The sequence below is a fragment of the Paenibacillus sp. E222 genome (assembly GCF_013401555.1).
Lineage (GTDB): Bacteria > Bacillota > Bacilli > Paenibacillales > Paenibacillaceae > Paenibacillus.
On record NZ_CP058552.1, the window covers coordinates 538,472 to 556,070 of the forward strand.

Sequence of the window (17,599 nt, forward strand, 5' to 3'; positions counted from 1 at the left end):
GTCTCCCTTCGGTTATTTCCACTGTACGGGTGCATACCCGGCAATCCAGAATGCCAAGACTTCATCCAATTCCAAGTTGCGGATTTTCAATACCCGGTTATTTGCCAGCTCCAGCCTTTCCTGCGCTTCGCTGACTCGGGTTGTAATGACGCGGACCAGACCCCTCTCTTCCAAAGAAGATTCCACAACACCGGGGATACTCTCTGGTCGCAAGTCTCCTTCATACCAGACTTCTTTCCACTGATCGAGCACCATATCTTTCTCGGCTATCCCCAGCGACTGACCCCGGTGCATCAATACGATGTAATCTGCAAGCCTTTTGACTTCATCCGCAATATGTGTGGCAATCAGAATCGTGGTGTCTCCCTCCGCCATGAAGGTACGGAACTGCTCAATCATCACTTTCCAGGCAAAGGGGTCCAGCCCTGATGAAGGCTCATCCAAAAGCAATAGTCTTGGGCGAGCTGCGATTGCAGCAGCGATCTCGAATTTCCGCCGTTCACCCTTGGACATCTTGTTCAGCTTCACATCAACAGGTACTTCCATATCGTGAATCAGTTGGTCGAACAACTTCATATCCCAACGCGGGTACCAGTAGGCCCGAAAATTAGCTGCTTCCTGTGCAGTTATCCGGTTCTCTTCGAGCCCAGCGTTGTCAGCCACAAAACCGATCTGTTGTCTCAGTTCAATGGGAAGAGGCCCCCCATGTTCCTTCCCAAACCATATAATCTGTCCTGCATCTGGCAGTACCACTTGTTGTAGCATGTTAAGAAGTGTGCTTTTACCTGAACCGTTATGACCGAGAATAGCAACTACATACCCTTCCGGGATGGTCAGATCGATTGGACCAATAACTCTGCGTTTTCGCATTTTGGATACGCCGTTCAACTGAACTGCGATGGGCTCCATGTATGAATCACTCCCTCACTTCACTTCGAGTAAACAGCCTTCAGGACTTCCCGGAACAGACTCTCCAGTTCTTCTTCCGTACATCCTACCGATTTTCCGGACTGCACCGCTGCCTGCATCGCTTCCTGTGCGGCCTTCAATCTATAATTTTCTCTGTCGCCGGCTTCTACCTGGGCCACAAATGTACCCGTCCCCTGCTTCGTACGAAGCAGCCCTTCATTCTCCAGATCCTGATAGACCCGTCTAACCGTTATAACACTGCAATTCAGTGATCCGGCGAATTCGCGAATGGATGGCAAATGTGTTCCCTCCCCCAACTGACCCGTAACAATTAACGATCTCAACTGATTTTCAATTTGGTGGTATAAAGGTTCAGCGCTATTTTCATTAATTTGAATGGGTATTTTCACATCTTGCACCTCGCCCTCCGGTACACTCCAGCCTGTTACCTGTCCGTGCCGGTTTCATCCTGTATTCATTTTTGTGTTCATCCCTCATACCCTTAACTCAAATCCCGAGTGGAAAGTTTCTTAAGCGTCAATCGACTGAAAAGCCATAATCCTGCTATGCCAGCCACCAAAGCAACCCACATAATCGGGGAAAGCAGCCCCCATGATTTACTCATATCAATTACAATCGAAAATCCGTAACTGCCCGACGTTCGGATCAGCAAGGATATGATGATTGTAAGCGGCAAGAACAGCGAACTGAGAAGCAAATATTTTTTACCACTGTGCAGAAACTCTCCGTAAATATATAAGCCTGTCATGAGAAGCCCGTAACCTGTACAAGTTATGCCAAAAGCCAGGTACTGATCCCACCGGAATCCTTCCTCGTGCAACCCAACCACATACAGTGATCCATAGAAAAAGATACCATTATACGTAAACGCCATCAGAGACTGCTGAAGTCTCGACCACATCACGGTTTCGTTCGGAATGGGAAGTCTGCGATAGTAGGCTAACATCTGTGTATAGGAATCCTCATGTATGTAACGGAAGGAACGCCTGCTGAACACAAATCCCTGAAATGGCACCATGATCAAAAAGAAAGTATCTACAACAGGATTAATGAAATCTGTCTTCTGTTGTCCTAATAACAACACACCGCTCATGCTGCCCGTGTATATCATAAAAATTGCGGTCCACAGCCATTGGAGCTTATCCTTGTTCATCTCGCTACGGGTCAGCCACCAAGCCTGCTTCCATTCGTTCATATCATTGCCTGCCTTTCCATCATTCATTGGAACACTTTGATCACTGTGCCTACTGTATATATCATTATACACAGTATACAGACCGTTCCTCATTCCCGTCAACCCCTTATTTTCCTGAATCAGGAAGTTTGGATAGGATTCAGGTTAGAGATACGATAAAATAAAACTTGATTCTGAACGTACAGTGATTTATTGTAATGTCATTTGTTCAACTTATAGAGATACTACAGAGATAAATAGAAAGGATGGATTCACTCATGGATTGGCTAGTTGAGATCGGGTTTGTGCTCCTCTTCCTTATCGTGGTTATCTGGCTCATTGTTCGAGACGAACCCAAACGGCACGCTACCAAAAAAGGCAGACATCGTGTACAGCGTAACAGCGGCTACACCGACTCTTCTCCGGCATACCCGGTCATGACCAATGATGACTCCTACACTCATCATTCCAAACATTTTCACGATCACAAGCATCATGACAGCGATCCTTTTTCGGGATCTAATCACCATCACAGCAGCAACGACAGCAGTGGAGATAGTGGCGGTGGGGACAGTGGCGGCGGTGGTGGAGATTGAATTTAACTCCTCAAACCAAAAAAAGAGCTGTATCCGATATTGTGCGAACACAATTCGGAACAGCTCTTTCCTGTTTCCCGGCACCTGAAATACAGAAGAGGTCTAATCCTTAAACGAGATCGTAGCCACTCGGCAGAGTCCGATTTCTACGGATTTCACGAATCTCCTCCAGAGTCAATCGCTGATTGGTGGAGATCAGGGATTCCACATCATTGCCACGGATCAGATCATCCAAATCTCTCAAATTGGTATTCCCACGAAAGACGCGGAACCCACCTTGAAAGTTAGGTCGCGTAAACACAACCAACGTTGCATTCAAACTTGTCGAGAAAAAACGCAGGCTCTCTACCCCTCCCAGGATGTTGTCCAGATTACGGAGACCCGTGTTACCACGATATACCCTGCTTCTTCCGCGATAAGCCTCTTCTGAATACACCGTAAGGCGTGGATACGTTTGACTTACATGGACTGTTTTTTTCATTTGTTTCCCCCCTCTCGAACTCATTCTATGAATGAATACGAGAGGAAGTTTGGACCAATCAACGGATGGATTCATCCATTTTCATATTTTCAAAGAATTTAATTCATCGCATTAAACACCCAGGATGACTTCCCATACCGGGCGTGTGTGCCCACCAGGATACAGCAAGTACAACAGAACGTATACAATAACGCCTGTGATCGCACTGCTAAACCAGATCATGGATGTGAATCTCCCCCAGCGGCGATGTGTCTTGAATTTCTTTTTGAAACCAAGCACTAAAGTGGAAATCCCGAAGACCGCTGCCACCGTGGCAAGGATAATATGAAAGATCAGAAATATTCGATAGAAGATCTCCATCTCCGGATCCCCGCCCCAAGCCGTATTCCCGACAAAGATGGTACGAGACATATAAATGACAAAGAACAGAAGGGCAGCAATGGCCCCTGCAATCATCGCGGTTTGGTGCGCCTCCCGTTTGCCACGGATAATTAGCACCCAGCCAATTCCAACCAGCACCGCGCTAATCACAATGAAAGAAGTACTGATCGTGGGTAGCAGAAAATACATATCCATCGTGTGTTTCCCCCTCTTGTCCAAACAAAACTTGTGTTATTTCGCTGCAGGATTAAGCGGTCCTCCCGTTTTCTCTACAGGGTATGGATCATCATCATCTTCCCGTTTTTCCTTGCGGTACCATTGGAAAAAGACATACGCCAGCATGGAGACAAAGATGCCTTCCTGTATAAATTTCATCAAAATACCGCCCACCTGCTGATCCTCCTTGGCAGAGGACAGGAAGTTGAAGAACGCCGGTCCACCGAACGATCGCAGCAACGCCGTAGAATCCCCGGACACACAATACCGCATCGCCTCAGCCCATACGGCGGGATTGCTATAGGTCGCATACAAGGGTTCGGAAGCAAAGATAATCAGTCCACAGGCTGGTGTCAGAAGCACCATGTTCAGAAAAATAAATCCAATCTTGGACAGCCCCGACGCTTGTCTGCCTTCCGGCAACGGATTGAGCAGCGTCCACCACATCAGCATGGAAGTAATGAAAAGTACAATGTAATACAAACGGTGAACCGTAAAGTTTAACATCACGTAATCATGTACTACGGGCAGGTGATATAACGAGAACAACCCGTTAAACAGCACAGCCGCCACGATTGGATGAGTCAAAAAAGATAACTGCCGTGTCGGCAGCCACCTTATGATTCCGCGCCATACCCAAAGGGGCAATCCCTTCATCAGTAGCGGTGGCGCAACCAGATAGGACAGAGCCATACTCACCATATGGAAACTGAACATCACATGACCCAGCAGATTGAATGGCCCTGCTTGTGCAAGATACAGCACCGTAAGCCCTGTAATAAACATCATTTTCTGTGCAGTTGTGGCCTGATCTGCCCCCTTGATTCGCTCACTGAACGGACCAACGAGCACCAGATAAGCTGCGGCAATGAGCAGAAACAATGCCATAATAAGTGGACTCCATAAATCGTTGAAACTAAAATATTGCAACCCGAGCATACGGGAAACCTCCCCGTGACCTGTTTTGGTTATTGCCTGAATTCATTGACCGATCGGTTCGCCTAAAAGGGGAAAAGACGGCGACACTGCGCCGCCGCCATCTCTTTTACCACCAAACCCAATAGAGTGCCATAATGATGCACGTAAAAGCTACGAAAAATCCGAAGCACATGAACAGGATCGGCATCAAATGCCCTTTATCCTTCAAGTGCATCCAGTAACCGAGCTGTACAAACACCTGCAGGATCGCCATAACCACCAATATAATAATGGTAAAGGTCGTATTAACTCCTCCCGCGGCGGCAGCCGCGAACGCAATGAGCGTCAGGACGATCGAGAAGATAAAAACAACAACGTGTTTCTGTGGACCTTCCGCCCGGTGACGATGCTTCACAGGCTGCTGATCACTCTTATCCTGTACCGACATGTGTTACCCCACCTTTCCGAGCAGGTACACGACCGTAAAGATAAACACCCAGACCACGTCAATAAAGTGCCAGTACATTGCGGAGACGTATACTTTAGGTGCAGTTACGACCGTTAATCCTTTTCTGAACAGTTGACCGATAATGAGCCCGATCCACATAATACCGAATGCAACGTGAGCTCCGTGGAACCCGACCAGCGTATAGAACGCTGAACTGAATGCACTTGTGGTCATGCCGAACTCTTTATGTTTCACATATTCATAGAACTCGTAAATTTCCAGACCGAGGAATCCGAGACCCAGTACAACGGTGATGCTAAGCCAGAGAGCAAGAGCATTGCGCTTGCCCTTATGCATAGCCTGGATGGCAAATACACTTGTCAAACTGCTGACCAAGAGAATAAAAGTTGCGGCAGCCACGAGGGGCAGATGAAACAATTCATTTGCCGTCGGTCCGTCATTCGTTTGCCCACGAAGGGCCAAAAAGGTTGCGAAGAGGGTTCCGAACAATACGGTCTCGCCGCCAAGGAACAACCAGAAGCCGACAAGCTTGTTGCGTCCTTCCAGCGTTGCTTTCTCCGGCTCATGCGGCAATTTGCCGTCTACCGGTTCGGCATGTGAAGTTGTCATGTTCTAACCCCCTTCTCATCCTGATCCTCCGGTTCAATATGCCAGCCATGATCGTCGTAAAGTGACCGCAGCGCCATCGCACCAAATGTAATCAGAAGGCCAATAATGACCACAATATAATTGTTGAACAATCCGTTCATAAACGCATTGCCAAAATCATCCTTGCTGAACATGAGACCAAGTCCAGCAATGAATATACCGACGGACATAACAAACGGCAGCGGCGTCGCTGACGGCATATGGATCGAACCTACAGGTTCAGCTGGTGTCATCTCCGTATGTCCTGCCATCTTTTCCTTCCAATACGCATCGATTCCACGTACCAGAGGCGTCTGCTTGAAGTTGTATTCCGGCGGTGGAGATGGAATCGACCATTCCAACGTACGGCCATCTTCCCACGGATCATTCGGTGCGTCTGCTGGTTTTCTCGTTGTGATCACGATGTTCACGAGGAACAGGATAACCCCAACACCCATCAGGAATGCACCAACGGAGCTGACTAGGTTAAGCAGGTCAAAATCCTGATTCGGCAAGTATGTAACGATCCGGCGCTGCATCCCCATCAATCCAAGGAAATGCTGTACGAAGAACGTTAATTGGAAACCGATCATGAACGTCCAGAACGTCCACTTTCCGAGCGTTTCGCTCAGAACACGACCGAACATCTTCGGCCACCAGTAATGTAGCCCCGAGAACAAACCTAGCACCAATCCACCAACGATAACGTAATGGAAGTGAGCGACAACAAAGTACGTATCATGGAACTGGAAATCCGCAGGCGCAGAGGCCAGCATGACACCAGTTACCCCGCCCATAACGAAGGTTGGAACGAATCCAACAGCAAACAGGTTTGCTGCCGTAAAACGGATCTGTCCGCCCCACATCGTAAAGAGCCAGTTAAATATTTTGATCCCTGTTGGTACAGCAATCAGCATGGTTGAGATCGAGAACAATGCATTAGCGACGGTTCCCAGACCTGTCGTAAACATGTGATGCGCCCATACCATGAATCCCAGAAAGGCAATCAGAATGGTTGCAAACACCATGGAGCTGTAACCAAACAATCTTTTACGTGCAAAGGTTGGAATAACCTCAGAAATAATACCAAATGCTGGCAAAATGAGAATGTATACTTCCGGGTGCCCGAAGATCCAGAAGATATGCTGCCAGAGTACCGGGTTACCGCCACCTGCAACATCGAAGAAATTGGCTCCCAGTATACGGTCAAACGTTAACAATACAAGTCCTACCGTTATGGCAGGGAATGCAAAAAGGATGATGGCTGATGTAATAAATGTGGTCCAGGTGAACATCGGCATCCGCATATAGGACATTCCCGGCGCACGCATCGTAATGATGGTGGCGAGAAAGTTAATGCCCCCGATGAGTGTCCCTAGACCGGCGATCTGGAGTCCTATAGTGTAGAAATCCACACCGTGCGTCCCACTGTACTCGCTGCCAGAGAGAGGCGTATACGAAGTCCATCCGGCATCCGGTGCCCCTCCCATCAACCAGCTCAGGTTCAAGAGCAGTCCGCCAAACAGGAATGTCCAGAAACCCAGCGCGTTAACAAAAGGGAAAGCAACGTCCCGTGCCCCAATCTGCAAAGGCACAACGGCATTCATTACGGCAAAAATAATAGGCATGACACCAAGGAAAATCATCGTTGTTCCGTGCATCGTAATCAATTCGTTGAAGACCTGCGCCGACACAAAATTATTCATCGGTTTCATGAGCTGAATCCGAATCAAAATGGCTTCAATGCCGCCGATTCCAAAGAAAAATCCACCCGCAATTAAGTAGAGAACGGCGATTTTTTTGTGATCGACGGTGGTAATCCAATCCATCAAGCCCCTGTAACGCTTGACGCTATGAGCATGAGCCAAGGTTGTGTACCCCCTTCTTCGTCCTTGCTGTTCTATTCATAGTCCAATTTGTAGTTGGCCAGATATTCGGCAATTCCGTCGATTTCTTCATCTGTGAGTCCAAGGTCTTTCGGATTAGGCATCGTATTGCCCGGCTTCACGGATTGTGGATCATGGAGCCATTCTTTCATGTTGTCCAGCACCGGATTACCGTCTTCCTGGCCTTCGCCCTGGTTCAGCAGAATACCTGCCACGGATTGCTTGCCACCGATACCTGTAAGGTTAGGCGCAACTGGTCCACCCTGATCCCCAACTGCATGGCAAGAAAGGCAGTTTGTTTTGAACTTCTCAGCCAATTGGGTATCTTCCGGAAGTACCGCCGGGGCTTTCATTTCATTGACCCATTTGTCAAAGGATTCCTGACTGACCGCTTTTACCTTAAATTCCATGAAGGCATGCGATCTGCCGCATAATTCAGCACATTTACCTCGGTAAACGCCTTCATTTGGCGCCGAGAAACTGAACTTGTTAAGCGTTCCATCCGGGTTTGTGTCCATTTTACCCGCAAGTGACGGCACCCAGAAGGAGTGAAGCACGTCAGCGGTTTTCAATTCGAATGCGATTTTCTTTCCGGTCGGGATGATGAGGTCTTGAGCGGTGGTTACGTCATATTGAGGATAAGTGAATTCCCACCAGTACTGATGCGAGGTGACTTTGACCTGAACTGCATTTTTGTCGTTGGACAGATCTTCGCCTTGGGCAAAAATCGTTTTGACCGTCGGTACTGCCAGAACAATAACGAGCAGCAACGGAATGGCTGTCCATATTACTTCCAGCTTGAAATTGCCTTCAACCTGTTCGGGCACTTCATTCTGCCCGGCTCGTCTGCGAAACCGGATCAACACATACGCAGCAATAGCAAATACAATGATGAGCACCACGATCATAATCGTAATGGACAGCTTCATCAGATCATATTGGCCTTGCGCCACAGGACCCTGAGGTTTCATTACCGACAAGTCTTCCCGCCCGCATGCGGATAGCAGCAAAGAGAACACCGCCAGCAAGGGGAGAATTCGCTTTGCAACCTGCCACTGTTTCATCATTGATCTACCCCACTTTTTTAACATTTTCGTAGATTGCCGTTGTCGCCCGAAATAAACTCAATTTAACCCATTTCAGCACGATACACGTAATCCTGTCCGACATACAGAATGCTTACAAAAATAACGCTTCCACCACTCCCGTCATTTCCTGCTAAGGGCATGTCTGCGCATTCTTCCAATTCATTCTATATGGTTCAATCACTTATTAAATATAAGTTGAGGGTATGATTTTGTCAATCTTTGGACACATGTTCACAAATTGTTCACTATATGTAAAAAACCGCACCACAACTTGATTTGTAACCGATTTCACTTAAAAATATTACTCTCTACTTTTGAAAATTTTTGCCAAATTTCGGTGATGAAATTGATTTTTTTGCCGATATTTCTCACATTGAAAACATGCAGTATTATGCAAAACAGAAAAGCATGCACCAGGTTGTCTCTCTTACAACTACTGGAAGCCGCAGTAAAGCTCCATACCGCTCCCTTTTAGAACCAAACGGCATGGAGCCTGAACCTATTGAACATCCCGGACACCATTACACACGCTCTTACCAGCTTCCCATAGATACAGCATCTAAGTCCCGTCAGTTAATATAAGGGGACCATCATTTGTTATGGCTACCGTATGCTCATACTGAACGCCCCAGCTTCCATCCGCCGTTCTCACCGTCCAGCCATCCTCATCCCATACAACCGCTCCAGAGCTGCCTTTTGTAAATATGGGTTCAATTGTAATGACCATGCCTTCTGTCAGCATCATACCTGTTCTGCGTTTCCCGTAAGGGAGGACGTTTGGTGGTTCATGGATATATTGACCGATCCCATGACCAATAAGAGGCTTCACAATCCCGTAACGATACAGCCTTGCTGTCCGTTCAATCGCGTTTCCAATATCCCCCAGCGTATTTCCTGGCACGGCCTGTGCTATCGCCTTATGAAGTGCCCTTTCCGTTCGATGCATTAGCTTGCTGATGGACCTTCGTTGCTCACCGATCCCATACGTCCATGCAGAATCGGAAAGCCAGCCGTCTTTGTTCACCACCATATCAATAGTCACTACATCCCCTTGGGCCAATTTCCGGTCATCAGGGAAGCCGTGGCAAACCACTTCATTAACTGAAGCGCATGTAGCGTAAGGATAACCTCTATACCCCTTTTGCTCAGGTGTAGCTCCTCTCTCAGCCAGAAAAGCCTCCACCCGCTCGTCAATATCTCCTGTCGTCACTCCGGGGGCAAGCCATTTTTCAATCTGCTCGTGACAGCTTCGCAGGATTCGTCCCGCTTCCCGCATGTAGCCGATCTCTTCTTTTGTTTTTAAAATAGGGTCCACATGCATTCATCCTTCCTGCCATATGTGTACTTCCATGTATATGCAGCAGGCAAGGAACAAAGCCCCCAAAAATGGAACAAAGCTTATGCTGCTTATTCGGTTTTCTTTTAGGTAAGCGGGTGACCCATTGCAAGTATGTACATATTATTTTCAGAACAAAAAAAACCGTCTGCCGGAGCTTAAAGCCCGGGAGACGGTTCTATTCATATCGGAACAGTATAATCAGAGTTGTGTGTGTTTCAGGACACGGAAGAATCCATCTTGACAAGCTCATGCTCAACCACAGAAGTCAATTCTTCCTCGTATCCACCCGTAATCCGGTATTTTCTCACGTACTCCTTCACGAATTTTTTTGGATCTTTAGGACGGAAAATCCGAGTCATTTCCCTCAAACTTTCTTTGACCTCATTGTGACCTTTCGTTGCCATTGTAATTCCCTCCCAAAACGTTGAAAGTGAATGCTCCGTTTAGAGAATGCCGAATAAGTCTTAAATGCCATTCATGAAGTTGTGTGCGCGGCTCAAAGCAAGCTTTAGGTCGGGAACCCTTGCTTAAGCAAGTACCTGACACTATAAATACCCGATATGATTCGGTTTGAATCATAATCTTATTGTAGCATATTCGGAAGTATCTTACGACTTGACAATCTTACCTAATATTTATAACGGTTTCTATGCCCAAAAAGTTTAATTCCGAATTATTTTTACAAATACGATACTTCTATACGGAACTAATATATCCAGCATAACACTGAACTATTCGGGGGATATTATCACGGACAACCCATACAGTTAAAACACTGGGATCAAGGAGGCGTTGTTTTATGGATCAAAAGGATAAAGAAATGCTGCCCCTTTCGCATGAAAAGGTGGAAGTGGACGGAATATATACCAACGAAGCCGGACAAGAAGAACATCTGCATCGCGGACAACACTTCCCGGCCGATCCCGTTCTCGGCAAGACAGAATGGGAACTGACGGAATTCGCTTTTGACAACCATCACGATGGTCGTACTGACGAGCGTTTGGTTCCTAAAGAGAATGACACCGATAAGATTGGCAAGACCACACATCCACGTAGACATTTTCAGCGTGGCGACCGTTAAGTTCTAAACGCAATAAATCACTTTAAAACTAGGGCGCATCATACCAATCATTGGTTGGTGCTGCCCTGTTTTCTATACTATATGCAATTGAGAATACAGAGAGTTAACTTGCATCCCTTAGATCGTTAAGAAGAATTTTCTGGGAACGCTGTTCCAGCTGTCGAAACTCCTCATTGATTCTTCGTTCTTTAGCAGCATCCGGCTGATACGCAGGAATCATCGCCCAGTGCTCACGTATCAATTCGATGCGATTCTTCATTGGAGGATGGTAGGTACGGTTTTGAGTATCATTCATTTCCTGTATCCGCTGAATACGAAGAATTTCCTGAGTTGGAACGGCAGAAATCCGTTTTCTAAACTCCTCATACAGCTCTTTGTTATATTGATATTCCGCAACCTGTTCAGCCGTTTGTGCAAAAAGACCTTCCATCTCGGCCTTCAATAATAGAGATAACACTGCCTCACTGCCAGCTGTCTCCGAAGCTTCATTATCTGCGATGTAGAATACTCGCTGCATCTCATTCCGCATGCTTTTGATTAACAATACATAGATACCGCCTATAACAGCAAATAACAATAAACGTAGTATTATAAGTGGAAACACCACCCAATATAAACTGTATAATCCCTGGGCTTGTCACCTCCGACAATCCCTGTAAATGCCAGGTCAGCCACATCACCGACCATACTAAGCAGGCTTTTCCCCTCTTCGATTACACCATCTCGTTTACCCTTTTCACGTGCATCCCAGTTTCGTTTCAGCCGCGCTTCCTTCAGCGCGCTCTCTCCCATACTGGCCAGACTCTGGTCGAACGCAGACTGGATCATGTCAAAGGAACGATGGATCTCGGCTTCCAGTGCTTCAGCTTCGCACCAGGTTCAGGCATCATGTACCATACTTGGCTACTTTCGCGGCATACGGGATATAAACTGTAGGTAATTCACAATGCTTTTCAACAAGAAAACAGACCGATCCCATTGGTCATTTGACCACGATCGATCTGTTATACGTACACTTGCCTACAGACAACTATTTTGCCGATCCCACTGATATACTGCCTCAACACCATTGGCCATCAACTTGGTGATCAGCGAATCTCGGCCTTTCTCAAAAAAGTGTATGATCTCCTCCCGGTACAAGGGCAGCAATGTATGGAAATAGATCGGCCATTCGCCCTCCATCTCCTTACCTTCATCCCGGTACGGCATGTTCAACGCTTCTGGGCATTGAGGTAGCGGTGGAACGATCATGACTCCGCAGTAGGTGGTACTGTCGTCATACGGTAGGATTTTTGTATGTGCAGGTACTCCTGTCTCACTAAACATCTCCCGATATGTATCCGCCAGATCCTCCTCACTTTGGTTGGGGAAGACAAGCCACTGTCCTGTAAAATATCCACGCTGCATGATTTCTTTCACAAAGTGCCGCATCATAGGTACGACCCAGCCGAGCGGACGATTCTCCCAGTTTTCTTTCGTCAACTGTGCATCCACTGGTAAATGCATTACAATTTCTGCATATCCGGTATCCAGTGAAGCTGGCGTCATCCCCCGGAAGTAACTGTTCCCAAATGAAACCAGCGTTTGATATGGTACCGCAGCAGTAGGTTCGGTTATGTAGATTTCAGGATCGCCTGCATCGTTCGACTCCGCGGGAATCATATTATGAATAGGTCCATAGAATGTGCTGATATGTGTCTCTGCATCCTGACGATCCGTTACTCGAATCCGTGGATTGCGTTCCACGTATGCTTCAGGTTCGCTTGACCAAGCTAGGTCAAAATCAAATCCCTCTAGACCTGCTTCTTCTACACGTTGTTTGAACTCATCCGAGACATAGGTTGCACTTGATATGATTGGATGTTCAGTGATTTCATAGTTATAGAAGATCGTTTTGAAAATATGCTGTCCACTGACCCTTTCTTCAATAAATTCTAATTTTTCGAATCCTCCATATTTATTAGCAATAGACTTGTCCAAATTAATACAATCCAAAATGTTAAGTACATTCATTACGTAATGTGTTTCATTTTTATAAATAACAGGTAAAACTTCCACATTATTCTCCAGAAATTCTCTCAACTCAATAGCTGCATGCTGGTTTAAAATCATATCTGATAGATGACTAGATATACTGTAAATCTGAGTAGAGTCACCTTCGTACTTCAATCTCATCTGTATAACTTTCCATTCATTAATCAACGAAATACCTTTATTGAGTTCTTCGAGCATTCCTCCATCCTTTACAACATCAAGAATTTGCCCATCTGTAACTTCAGACATTCTCCAAATTTTCAAAAACGCTTCCCCCTCTTCATTAATCTTCATATAAAATCTCGATTTTGCCTGTTAGCAGACCTTCTCTTGTCTCCTCCAAGAATGCTAGTATGCGTTCTTTCTTTATTTGTTGACTTACTGGAAGTTTATCTATATCCAATAGATTCTTTCTCATATACTTAATATACTCCTGACCATGCCTGAACATAGGATTCCCTTTTTTATCTATATTGTTAAACGGGAAATGCGTCACTTGCCCTGGCCAATCCGACATTGCTTTCTGAGGAAGAAAGACTCCGTTTGCCGAGGAATTGATGTTAATTCCATACTTCTCGATTAGCTCTCGGAGCCCCCCTTGATTTACAGGCACGAGGTGATGCGCTTGAGAATCCGGCGGACGGGTAATACCTGCTTCTTCTAGTTCCTTTCCAAGTACTACGGAATCCTGCCTGGATGCAGGATATTCCTTGCTGAGCTCCCATCCGTTACTTTCCTTAACTTTATCAGAATAATCTTCTGCAAGCTTCGAAGACTGATTGCGTAACGTCATTATCCGATCTGCATTCACATTTTTTCCAGCGATGAGCAGCTTATTAATCTCTTGTAACTCACGTTGTGTTAGATGTTCCAGATCCCCACTCTTACATTCCAATTTCCCGGTCCATTGGTTGGGAGTAATGATTCCTTCATCTGCTGCTGCATTTAGTTTGGAAATACTCTGTTGATTCAGATGTGGATCATAGTATTCCTGGTGATTTCTAGTCCTCGGCTTGGTACTTTCAGATGGACTATCTTTGGGAATCCATGTATTTTGGGGTTTGGATGCCTCAACCTTCGGTGAAATGAATGAAGGACTAGACTCCACATTTTGTGACTTCCCTGTCTTCTTCGAATCCACATGAGAAGTGCTCGGCGATCCCTTCGAGCTACCAGAATCACTGCCTTTCCCATGATTTCCACCTGTATCGGAGAACATGTGACTGTCATTCTTCACAATCACAGGCACGGTCTGGCCGTTGCTCAGCCTCACTCGTTGAACTCGCCATGGAACACTGGCTGCTGCACCTGCAGTCATTTTACCCATAGCCTGGTTGATTCGTTCTCCCAGCTCTGCAAGAGATGAAGGCATTAAAGCCGCATTGGTCTTGAGCTTGCCATCCTTCATGGCACCGCCTGAGGCTCTATCTGGCCCATCTCCATGACCATGCGGAACGCCGCCCTTGGCTCCATCTCCATCTGCATGACCAAACTTCTTACCACCACCCTTGAGCACTTTGACACCATTTTTGACCAAGGATGCCCCGCCAGCTACAGCCGTTACCGTATCAACAACCCGTACCGCAGCGTTGACATCGTTCCGACCAGCGTCGTAACTCTCTTGTTCCTTCAGGGTCAGCATCGTGCGGTTGTCTTCGCCTTTCAGATCCATGAACGGTTTGGCATACGCCTTTCCCGCACCGGATACATCCTGCCAGATCTCTTGCCCTGATTTCTGGCCCGTGACCAAGTCTCCTGTATAATCGATGACGTTATTTACGCCCGTAATCGTTCCTTGTACCGTGGCATTCCGCTCCAGCACATTGTTCTTTAGTATTTAAGATATCAAAAAAAACACTCATATCGATCTGCTTGTAGTACCAAGCGTTATCCATTATATCAAGCACTTCACTACTAATTTCTCTTGATTCGTACTGACTTAGGCTACTACTTGGTATACGGGACCTTCCAGTATTTCCACATAGATATCCGCATGGTGATACCTAACCCTCCCGTATTATGACTCTCTTCACGTAAATACTTTGCCAGTTTATCCACCCCCACCGTCAACGTCTAATGCGGTGAGGATACTTCTCTCAAAAGGCAAGGGCGGTTTTACCACCCGCACTGGGTAGGTTCTATTCATCAGCCACTGAGACAGTGACCGAAACAAAGAAGACCACAACACGGCGGTTAGCTCGCATTATGGCCCTATACAGAACGATGGATACACATAAATCGTGACAAACCCAAAAATAGATTTGCTCCAAATTCGCTTACTAACTTATGCACTCTACTCAATATCAGAATAAATAAACCCTTTTGACTTTCTTGTTAAAAATCATTATCCAATATTGAACTTTTGTTTGATTTCCTCTAATCGAGCTTCAACCTCACCCTTAACATTTGGATTCCGTATTAAATAGTCCTTACTTGCTTCATTTAGATACTGATAGAAAGTGGAATAATCCAATACAATTTTTTGATCTTCTTCTACTGCGGGGTAGTCAAAAAAATAGCAAACTCCCGCATCTCCGAAATAACCTTCCTCCCACTCATCTAACTCACCTGCAAAAACACACCAAACACTCTCACTACCGCCAAACCCATTTCCATTGCAATAGTTTTTAAGTGCATCTAAAAAATATTTCCCTTCAAGGTGTCGATAATACATTTCCAATAATTCTTTCTCTGTTAATTTGACACTCATCAAATCATCCTCCTAGAAATTATTCTGATATGGTCGGAAAGAAGTTCGTCACCTTTCCATTTTCATCAAGGTATCCCGTGAACTTCAAACCATTCGATGCTGTCCCTCGAACTTCCCTACCTACAATTTCGCCATTCGCCATCGCTTCTTTTCCCCACTTGTATAATTTGATCATTCGAGATTACTTTTGGATCATATACAGTTTTTGGATGTGAAATATTTTTATACTGACCGGATATTACTTTCAATTCCCTATCAAGGGCTGGAAGTCTATATTGGATTTGATAGATTCCAGGGGTTGTAGGATGTGGGGTTTTGGAAACGATAAGGTCTTCAAGACTCCAGCCTTGATCTGTTAATATTTTTTCGAAACTTTCTAAATTGTGACCTCCCACAACTCCTTTGTTCCCTTTTCTTACAATACTTTGTGCATTAATTAAGTGATCGTCAAAACCATCTAAATACTCGAAATTATTCTTTATTACTGGTACGGTATCACCCGTCCCCTCAGTTTTCCCATCCCTGGCCTTAGTTCCATCTTTCGATGACGGAGCATCTTTAGGTTTAGATGCATCCTTCGGCTTAGTTGGTGTAACGTTTGAAGACGTAGCTGACTCTTTAGATACGATTCCTTTCGGCACACTACTCTCTCTCGAATCCACATGAGAAGTGCTCGGCGATCCCTTCGAGCTACCAGAATCACTGCCTTTCCCATGATTTCCACCTGTATCGGAGAACATGTGACTGTCATTCTTCACAATCACCGGCACGGTCTGGCCGTTGCTCAGCCTCACCCGCTGAACTCGCCATGGAACACTGGCTGCTGCGCCTGCGGTCATTTTACCCATAGCCTACCTGATTGGTTCTCCCAGTTCCGCTAGAGATGAAGGCATTAAAGCCGCATTGGTCTTGAGCTTGCCATCGTTCATGGCACCGCATGAGGTTCCATCTGGCCCATCTCCATGACCATGTGGAACGCCGCCCTTGGCTCCAAAAAAACAGGTCAATCATGGTGGTATCTGACCATAATCAACCTGTTTGATGTATCGGAATAGCGATATTTAAGTTTTAAAATTAAAGTATTTGATGGGCGTACAACCGAAATGGAAGATCTCTATAGGCCCGCCATTCTCACTATTTCAAAAGATGCTCATATTTTTCCATCATTTAGAGTGGATGGAAAATCACCTTACGCGCTATGTTCCTCTTTAATTTGCTCGAACCATTCCTTCGCAATGTCGTCTGCGGTTTTTACAGGGTCATTTGAATAAACCAACTCATATTTATATTCTGCTTTAAGGCTATTTTTTGTAACATCATATACCAATTTTATTTCGGTTGGCATTTCTCTTTTGTGTTCGTCGCATAATCTATATATCTTTTCAATATCATCGTTAATAATATTCAGAACGCCTTTTTGTCTTTCGACTGATATGTCATATAGAAGACCATAACTATCATCTAATGCATCGTTAAGTTTGTGTTTCTTTACAAGCCTACCATTAATAAAATAGAAAAAATCACTAGAAATAACTCTTTCTTCAAATGAACAATAAATATATATTTTTTCGGCTCTTTTGTGAACATACTCTAAACAAATGGAGACCATGTCAGCTTGAAGTTCACTAAAAATATCTTCAAATACTTTGCTCATAGTAACCTGCCTTTC

Annotated in this window: 21 protein-coding genes; 2 read left to right on the forward strand and 19 right to left on the reverse strand. The window is 45.6% G+C overall.

Annotated elements, in window-relative coordinates:
* Nucleotides 1–12: 12 nt before the first annotated feature.
* From HW560_RS02305 to HW560_RS02315, 3 genes are all read right to left on the reverse strand, one after another.
* Nucleotides 13–909, reverse strand: a complete 897-nt coding sequence (locus tag HW560_RS02305; protein ID WP_179261868.1) for an ATP-binding cassette domain-containing protein — start codon at nt 907–909, stop codon at nt 13–15.
* 20 nt (nt 910–929) lie between these two features.
* Nucleotides 930–1,319, reverse strand: coding sequence for a GntR family transcriptional regulator (locus HW560_RS02310; RefSeq protein ID WP_179261870.1), 390 nt, complete (start codon nt 1,317–1,319; stop codon nt 930–932).
* Between the two features lie 92 nt (nt 1,320–1,411).
* Complete coding sequence (locus tag HW560_RS02315; RefSeq protein ID WP_179261872.1) at nt 1,412–2,218, reverse strand: hypothetical protein; 807 nt, start codon at nt 2,216–2,218, stop codon at nt 1,412–1,414.
* 164 nt (nt 2,219–2,382) lie between these two features.
* Between HW560_RS02315 and HW560_RS02320 the strand changes: the two genes are divergently transcribed.
* A complete protein-coding gene (locus tag HW560_RS02320) occupies nt 2,383–2,700 on the forward strand; it encodes a hypothetical protein (protein WP_179261874.1) in 318 nt (105 codons plus the stop codon).
* A gap of 109 nt (nt 2,701–2,809) precedes the next feature.
* Here HW560_RS02320 and HW560_RS02325 read toward each other — a convergent pair whose 3' ends face one another.
* The 9 genes from HW560_RS02325 to HW560_RS02365 all read right to left on the reverse strand — a co-directional run bounded on the left by HW560_RS02325 (nt 2,810) and on the right by HW560_RS02365 (nt 10,509).
* The gene (locus HW560_RS02325) at nt 2,810–3,181 is read right to left on the reverse strand and encodes a hypothetical protein (protein ID WP_090904242.1); all 372 of its coding nucleotides are present in this window, start codon (nt 3,179–3,181) and stop codon (nt 2,810–2,812) included.
* Nucleotides 3,182–3,292: 111 nt separating this feature from the next.
* Complete coding sequence (locus HW560_RS02330) at nt 3,293–3,757, reverse strand: DUF420 domain-containing protein (RefSeq protein WP_024632131.1); 465 nt, start codon at nt 3,755–3,757, stop codon at nt 3,293–3,295.
* A 36-nt stretch (nt 3,758–3,793) separates the two neighbouring features.
* Nucleotides 3,794–4,717 (reverse strand): cytochrome c oxidase assembly factor CtaG, encoded by a 924-nt coding sequence (gene ctaG, locus HW560_RS02335; RefSeq protein ID WP_090904241.1) that lies wholly within the window; start codon nt 4,715–4,717, stop codon nt 3,794–3,796.
* A gap of 106 nt (nt 4,718–4,823) precedes the next feature.
* Nucleotides 4,824–5,144 (reverse strand): cytochrome C oxidase subunit IV family protein, encoded by a 321-nt coding sequence (locus tag HW560_RS02340; protein WP_076290536.1) that lies wholly within the window; start codon nt 5,142–5,144, stop codon nt 4,824–4,826.
* 3 nt (nt 5,145–5,147) lie between these two features.
* A complete protein-coding gene (locus HW560_RS02345) occupies nt 5,148–5,774 on the reverse strand; it encodes a cytochrome (ubi)quinol oxidase subunit III (protein ID WP_090904240.1) in 627 nt (208 codons plus the stop codon).
* Nucleotides 5,771–7,621 (reverse strand): cytochrome c oxidase subunit I, encoded by a 1,851-nt coding sequence (gene ctaD, locus HW560_RS02350; protein WP_371129195.1) that lies wholly within the window; start codon nt 7,619–7,621, stop codon nt 5,771–5,773. The genes HW560_RS02345 and ctaD overlap by 4 nt, the downstream gene beginning before the upstream one ends.
* A 71-nt stretch (nt 7,622–7,692) precedes the next feature.
* Nucleotides 7,693–8,745, reverse strand: coding sequence for a cytochrome c oxidase subunit II (gene coxB / locus HW560_RS02355; protein WP_090904238.1), 1,053 nt, complete (start codon nt 8,743–8,745; stop codon nt 7,693–7,695).
* Between the two features lie 580 nt (nt 8,746–9,325).
* Complete coding sequence (map, locus tag HW560_RS02360; protein WP_179261876.1) at nt 9,326–10,087, reverse strand: type I methionyl aminopeptidase; 762 nt, start codon at nt 10,085–10,087, stop codon at nt 9,326–9,328.
* 233 nt (nt 10,088–10,320) lie between these two features.
* Nucleotides 10,321–10,509, reverse strand: coding sequence for a hypothetical protein (locus HW560_RS02365; protein WP_017690840.1), 189 nt, complete (start codon nt 10,507–10,509; stop codon nt 10,321–10,323).
* 395 nt (nt 10,510–10,904) lie between these two features.
* Here HW560_RS02365 and HW560_RS02370 point away from each other — a divergent pair, with 395 nt between their 5' ends.
* The gene (locus HW560_RS02370; protein WP_090904236.1) at nt 10,905–11,186 is read left to right on the forward strand and encodes a transposase; all 282 of its coding nucleotides are present in this window, start codon (nt 10,905–10,907) and stop codon (nt 11,184–11,186) included.
* A gap of 103 nt (nt 11,187–11,289) precedes the next feature.
* On the opposite strand, the gene HW560_RS02375 is transcribed toward HW560_RS02370, so the two are convergent.
* From HW560_RS02375 to HW560_RS02405, 7 genes are all read right to left on the reverse strand, one after another.
* Nucleotides 11,290–11,730, reverse strand: a complete 441-nt coding sequence (locus HW560_RS02375; RefSeq protein WP_179261878.1) for a hypothetical protein — start codon at nt 11,728–11,730, stop codon at nt 11,290–11,292.
* 44 nt (nt 11,731–11,774) lie between these two features.
* Nucleotides 11,775–11,978 (reverse strand): hypothetical protein, encoded by a 204-nt coding sequence (locus tag HW560_RS02380; RefSeq protein ID WP_179261880.1) that lies wholly within the window; start codon nt 11,976–11,978, stop codon nt 11,775–11,777.
* A gap of 228 nt (nt 11,979–12,206) precedes the next feature.
* Complete coding sequence (locus HW560_RS02385) at nt 12,207–13,484, reverse strand: suppressor of fused domain protein (RefSeq protein ID WP_179261882.1); 1,278 nt, start codon at nt 13,482–13,484, stop codon at nt 12,207–12,209.
* Nucleotides 13,485–13,503: 19 nt separating this feature from the next.
* On the reverse strand, nt 13,504–15,042 hold the full coding sequence (locus HW560_RS02390) for an AHH domain-containing protein (RefSeq protein ID WP_179261884.1): 1,539 nt from the start codon (nt 15,040–15,042) through the stop codon (nt 13,504–13,506).
* Nucleotides 15,043–15,564: 522 nt separating this feature from the next.
* Nucleotides 15,565–15,930 carry a ribonuclease toxin immunity protein CdiI gene (gene cdiI, locus HW560_RS02395; RefSeq protein WP_111621647.1) on the reverse strand — a complete coding sequence of 122 codons (366 nt, stop codon included), beginning with the start codon at nt 15,928–15,930 and terminating at the stop codon, nt 15,565–15,567.
* A 116-nt stretch (nt 15,931–16,046) separates the two neighbouring features.
* Nucleotides 16,047–16,778 carry a CdiA family toxin C-terminal domain-containing protein gene (locus tag HW560_RS02400; protein WP_257031631.1) on the reverse strand — a complete coding sequence of 244 codons (732 nt, stop codon included), beginning with the start codon at nt 16,776–16,778 and terminating at the stop codon, nt 16,047–16,049.
* 341 nt (nt 16,779–17,119) lie between these two features.
* Complete coding sequence (locus tag HW560_RS02405) at nt 17,120–17,584, reverse strand: DUF600 domain-containing protein (protein WP_179261886.1); 465 nt, start codon at nt 17,582–17,584, stop codon at nt 17,120–17,122.
* Nucleotides 17,585–17,599 lie beyond the last annotated feature (15 nt).